The following is a 5,711-nucleotide window of genomic DNA, read 5'->3' on the forward strand; positions in this document are numbered from 1 at the left end:
TCCCCATGGAAAGCCCCGCTCCGCTATTACAAAGATAACACATTTTTCGTCCGAAAGCAAGAAATGTTAAAACACGCATGTGACATATTCAGGGCAAGTGTTTTTTGCAAAAAACAGTTCTGACAGTCCGTTAAAAATAAGCATGATGAAAGAAATATTCAGTTTCCTGGCCGATGTGGCTGCCAACAACAACCGTGAGTGGTTTGCCGAAAACCGTCACCGCTACGCCGATGCCTCCGGCCGTTTTACCGCCATAGCCGAAGACATGATATCGCGCATAGCCCGTTTCGAACCGGCCGTGGCCGGACTGCCCGTCAAGTCCACCCTCTATCGTTTCTATCGCGACACGCGTTTCAGTCCCGACAAGTCGCCGTATAAGCGTCATTTCGGCTGTTACATCAATCCGTGTGGCAAGAAGTCGGTCCATGGTGGCTATTATCTTCATCTCCAGCCCGGCAGTTGCATGCTGTGTGTCGGTACCTACGAGCTGCCCTCTCCCGTGCTGCGCGCCGTGCGCCAGAGCATTGTGGACAATCCGCAACATTTCCATGCCATCATGACGGCTCCCGCGCTCGCCGCCCTCCGGCCCGTGCTGGGAGAGGAACATCTGAAGACGTTGCCCAAAGGATTTCCGCGCGATTTTGCCTATCCGCAATACCTGCAGCCCAAGCAGTACGACCTCAGCACCTTAGTGAGCGATGATTTTTTCATGAAAAAGGACTGGGCGGAAGAGGCTGCGGAAATTTTCCGTATCATGAAACCTTTTCTCGACTTTGTCAACGACACCGTTGACGATTATTTGTAACTTTACAGGCAGAAAAGCCCCTTGCTTCCGCAAAGCCCGAACCTTGAATGTAGAACTCAAAAAAGTTATCAGTCATGTCCCTGAAAACGCAACTGCTGCTATTCCTCCTGCTGACGGTGCATGTAACGTCCTGCGACAACCGCAACATCCATCAGGTGGTGAAAGAAATAGCCGAAGCTCCCGTCGATACCGCCGGACTAACTTCAATGACTATCCGTACCAACGATTTTTCATCGGTCGAGATAGACTGTTTTGCCGATGTCACTTTTCATCAGCAGAAAGACCTCGGAGCGCCGATGGTCAGGCTCATGGCCAGGTCTGAAGTACTGGAGCATGTCTTCACGAAAACCGCAGATGATGTGCTCAATATCAGCACCGACAGGCGCTACCGCATGCCCGAAAAAGCCGTTATCGTCATAGACGTTTATGCACCTTATGTCAACAAATTCATGCTGAATGGTGTGAAATGTCTGCGCCTCGGCAACATGATTCTTAACAGTTCCGTATTTCTCGAGCTGAACGGTGTGGGCGCTCTCATGTCACAGTCCCTTACAGCGCATGAGGTCAGCGTACGCCTCGTAGGGTCTGGCAGCATCGACCTCAAGGGCGTGAAAACCGGACGCCTCGCAGCCGAAATCTATGGTAGCGGCAACATTTATCTGCAAGGCACATGTCGTGAGAAAATATTTAGGGAAAAAGGCACCGGCCTCATCATTTACAATCCCTAGGACACAACGCAAAGGCCGCCCCCTTTGCCGGAACAATTCAGAATAATATGACAAATCGCCTCATCGTGGGAAAAACTCTCAAAATATACCTGTGCCTCCTCGTGCTGGCAGCAGGGTGGTGCGGTCTGCCGTTTGTGGCATCGGCACAAACGGACAGAGACATCCCTTACAGTCTGTCGGAATCTCCGGCTACGTCCGGCGCCATCACGCAGGAACCGACATTGGAGGACAGTATGCGCCGCCAGCTGGAAGAAGCGCGGCTCAACGAAGCCAATCTGCGCATGGAACTGGAGCAAATAAGGTTGCAGAACTTCACTAGCGACTCGCTCAAACAGGCCGCCCAAAAGCAACGCATCGACTCATTGCGGAAAATAACGCAAGGAGTGCCGGTAGTTGTCGGAACCGACACTCTTTTCCTGATCTACGCCAAGCGTGGAGGCAATTCACCCCAGATGCGTGCGTCGGCAGGCGCACAGATCATCGAAGAACTGGGACGGCGTTTTTCGCTTAATCCCGACTCTGTCTACGTAGAGAGTACCGATATCGTCACCGATGTGATGTATGGCGACAAGGTGATCTTCTCATTTACCGACCAGGACGGGCTGTGGGAAAACCTCTCCCGCGATGAACTTGCCGCCAAACGGCGCGGTGTCATAGTGGAAAAACTGCGCCAGCTCAAAAAGGAGCATAGCCTTCTGACATTGGCCAAGCGTATCCTCTATTTCCTGCTTGTGCTCGTAGGGCAGTTCCTCCTCATACGTCTCGTTTCGTGGCTTTACCGCAATCTGAAAGAACGCATCATACGGCTCAAAGACACGAGATTGAAGCCTATTTCCATACAGGACTATCAGTTGCTCGACACGCAACGTCAGGTGAATCTTCTCGTATTCCTGGCCAACATAGGGCGCTACGTTGTGATATTGCTGCTGCTCATCCTTTCCGTACCGCTGCTTTTCGCCATTTTTCCGCAAACGGAAGAACTCGCCTACACCTTACTCTCATACATATGGACACCTGTCAAGGGGATTTTGCGAGGCATTGTGGCTTATATTCCCAATTTGTTCACCATCGTTGTCATATTCTATGCCGTCAGATATCTCATCCGCGGTCTGCGCTATCTGGCTTCGGAAATAGAAGCTGGCAAGTTGCGGCTCCGCGGCTTTTATCCCGACTGGGCCATGCCTACGTTCAACATTTTCCGCTTCTTGCTCTATGCTTTCATGGTAGCCATGATTTATCCCTATCTGCCCGGAGCCGAATCCGGCGTATTCCAGGGGATCTCAGTCTTTGTAGGCTTGGTTATTTCATTAGGCTCCAGTGCGGTTATCGGTAATGTCATAGCCGGCCTTGTTATTACATACATGCGTCCTTTTAAGTTAGGCGACCGTATCAAGCTTAATGATACGACAGGTGATGTGATAGAAAAAACACCCTTTGTCACGCGCATCAGAACGACAAAGAATGAGCTGGTGACAATACCTAACTCGTTTATAATGTCGTCGCATACGGTCAATTACAGTTCTTCGGCGCGTGACTTCGGTTTGATTATTCACACCGAAGTGAGCATCGGTTACGATGTGCCTTGGCGCAAGGTGCATCAGTTGCTCATAGACGCTGCCCGCGATACTGCCGGTGTTCTGGCTGAACCGGAGCCGTTTGTGCTGGAAACGTCCTTGCAGGACTGGTATCCTGTGTATCAGATAAATGCCTACGTGAAAGAAGCCGCTGGCATGCCCCGTATTTATTCAGAACTGTATCAGAATATTCAGGATAAATTCGCCTCGGCCAGTGTGGAGATCATGTCGCCCCATTATATGGCCGTGCGTGATGGCAATGAGGCTGCTGTTCCACGGAGCAAGAAACCGGAGTGAGCCGGTTTGTTTGTTGAAGATGAACCTAATAGGGCCGGAAGATTTCTTCCGGCCCTATCAGGTTTCAGTTGTAGTTCCGGCAGAGTTGGGAATATCTGATATTCGCCGGAAGTTGATGAGTTTTTTTCGTGAACGGGACAGTTCTTTAGTTGTGTCTATTGCTTTTTTAGGATGTACATGGCTTCCAGTTCCCCGGTTATGGGCTGTTTGTCGTTGTCAAGCTGCCGCAGTTGTCCTTCTTCCACTTTGAAGTATGACATTTGTCCTTCTTTTTCTGTGAGTGTCATGAGATTGCCTTCAACGGTATAGTTTCCTTGTTCCTTGAATTTTCCGTCGCGCTCAATATAGTCATATTCCAAAGTGTACGTACTGTCATTGTTGATGGTGAGTGCCATGTTGATGCCTGGCCCGTCGGCAGCGGGCAGTGTTCCTTTGTACGTTCCTTGATAGTCGATGGAGTTCTCCGCATTGTGTTTGTCGTTGGTTTCACACTTGGCAACGGCGTTACCTTCATTATCATGTGCTTTAGGTTTGTCGCTTCCGCAACCTGTCATGGCCAGTCCTGCAAAGAGGAAAGCCGCGTAAAAAATCTTTCTCATAATGCGTCATTTTTTTAGGTGACAGGACGAAGGTACGAAATGAATTTCAAAAGGTCCGGATTTGTGAGTTTTTTTACGTCTTATTGGCTTTTGTTGTAGGAATCTTTATGGTGCGTTTCCCTCCGTTATTTTCTTTTTTTCGACAATACTGCCAGACCTGCGAATGTGAGTAGTCCGTTGAGCATCAACAGTTCGTAGCCGAACGTATAATTCCACCACAATGGGGCGAAATGGTCGAGTAAGGCGCAGACAACTGGAGAAGTAATGGCCACGGCGGGTACCCATTTATCGCGTATGCCGCGATGAGTGAGCAGTCCGAATGCGTAAAGTCCCAGCAGAGGCCCATAGGTATAGGAGGCCATCACATATATGGCATTGATGACGTTGGTATCGTTTGCCAGCCTGAAGAGGAGGATGCAGATAAGGAAACCGGCAGTCATGGCGATGTGTACGCGTTGCCGTATTGTTGCTTGTCGTTCAGGCGTCAGTCCGCGTTGTTCCACGTTCAGCAGATCCACGCAGCAGCTCGTTGTCAGTGCCGTCAGTGCGGAGTCGGCGCTTGAGAAGGCTGCCGTCACAATGCCCAGGGTGAAAGGAATGATGACCAGCGTCCCCAGTTCGCCGCCGGCCACCAGTGAGGGCAGCAGCGTGTCGCCGCCGGCAGGTTGTGGCATGCCGCTTTGGGAGCACAGCGTGTAGAGCAGAATGCCCAAGGCCAGTAACAGCAGGTTGACGGGCAGGAAACACGCCCCGTAGGCGCACATGTTTTTTTGCGCTTCCCGTAATGAGCGGCATGTCAGGTTTTTTTGCATCATGTCCTGGTCGAGTCCTGTCATGACAATCACTACGAAAATCCCGCTCACGAATTGCCGCCAGAAGTTTTGCGGACTGCCGGTGTCCCATTCGAATACCCGTGAGAGCGGACTGCCGGCTATTGTTCTCACCATGCCTCCGGCGTCAAGTTCCAGCCTGCCTGCTGCTATGACTGTCATGATAATGACCATTAGCAGCAGGCAGGCTGTTTGCAGGGCATCAGTCCGTACAATGGTGAAGATACCGCTGCGGCGCGTGTAGAGCCATATCAGCAGCAGTATCCCGGCCGAAGTCAGTCCGAAGTACAGGCCGTCGGCACCGGTGCCGATAGTGTGTGGCAGAAGAAACTGCTGCAAAACCAGACATACCACGTAGAGGCGTGCCGCCGCGCCGGTGAGTTTGCTCAACAGGAAAAAAAGTGCTCCCGTGCGGTGTGAGCAGCGGCCGAAGCGGTTGCCCAGATAAGTATAGATACTGGTGAGCCGGAGGCGGTAGTAGAGCGGCAGCAGCAGGAATGCCACAGCCAGATAGCCGAAGAAGAAACCGGCGCACATCTGCAGATAAGTCATCCCTGTGGTGCTTACCCATCCGGGCACGGAGATGAACGAGACGCCCGAGATGCTTGCGCCGATCATGCCGAAGCCTACCATCCACCATGGCGACTGCCGGCCGCCGCGAAAGAAGGCATCATTGCCTTTTTGCCGGCCACTGCGCCGCGAAAGCCACATGAGCAGAAGAAAATAAAAGACCAGTGTGGCCGTCATCAGCATTGTCGTGTTCATCTTTCATGATTTTTTGAGAATTTACAAAAATACGAAAGAAATAAAAAGGAACTTTCCGAAGGCGCCGAGTGCGGTTGTACTTTAACATATTTAACTTTTCCCAACACTTCGGC

The 5,711-nt window shown here is 51.3% G+C and carries 5 protein-coding genes; 3 read left to right on the plus strand and 2 right to left on the minus strand.

Annotation, left to right across the window (positions count from 1 at the left end; genetic code table 11):
• Positions 1–142: 142 nt before the first annotated feature.
• From C5S62_RS02920 to C5S62_RS02930, 3 genes are all read left to right on the plus strand, one after another.
• A complete protein-coding gene (locus C5S62_RS02920; protein ID WP_104403983.1) occupies positions 143–805 on the plus strand; it encodes a DUF2461 domain-containing protein in 663 nt (220 codons plus the stop codon).
• 74 nt (positions 806–879) lie between these two features.
• On the plus strand, positions 880–1,533 hold the full coding sequence (locus C5S62_RS02925; RefSeq protein ID WP_104403984.1) for a GIN domain-containing protein: 654 nt from the start codon (positions 880–882) through the stop codon (positions 1,531–1,533).
• A 47-nt stretch (positions 1,534–1,580) separates the two neighbouring features.
• Positions 1,581–3,404, plus strand: coding sequence for a mechanosensitive ion channel family protein (locus tag C5S62_RS02930; RefSeq protein ID WP_104403985.1), 1,824 nt, complete (start codon positions 1,581–1,583; stop codon positions 3,402–3,404).
• Between the two features lie 155 nt (positions 3,405–3,559).
• Here C5S62_RS02930 and C5S62_RS02935 read toward each other — a convergent pair whose 3' ends face one another.
• On the minus strand, positions 3,560–4,003 hold the full coding sequence (locus tag C5S62_RS02935; protein ID WP_104403986.1) for a copper resistance protein NlpE: 444 nt from the start codon (positions 4,001–4,003) through the stop codon (positions 3,560–3,562).
• A gap of 125 nt (positions 4,004–4,128) precedes the next feature.
• Positions 4,129–5,598 carry a sodium:solute symporter gene (locus tag C5S62_RS02940; protein ID WP_104403987.1) on the minus strand — a complete coding sequence of 490 codons (1,470 nt, stop codon included), beginning with the start codon at positions 5,596–5,598 and terminating at the stop codon, positions 4,129–4,131.
• Between the last annotated feature and the right edge of the window lie 113 nt (positions 5,599–5,711).

The sequence above is a fragment of the Prevotella sp. MGM2 genome (genome assembly GCF_002933955.1).
Taxonomy (GTDB): Bacteria; Bacteroidota; Bacteroidia; order Bacteroidales; family Bacteroidaceae; genus Alloprevotella.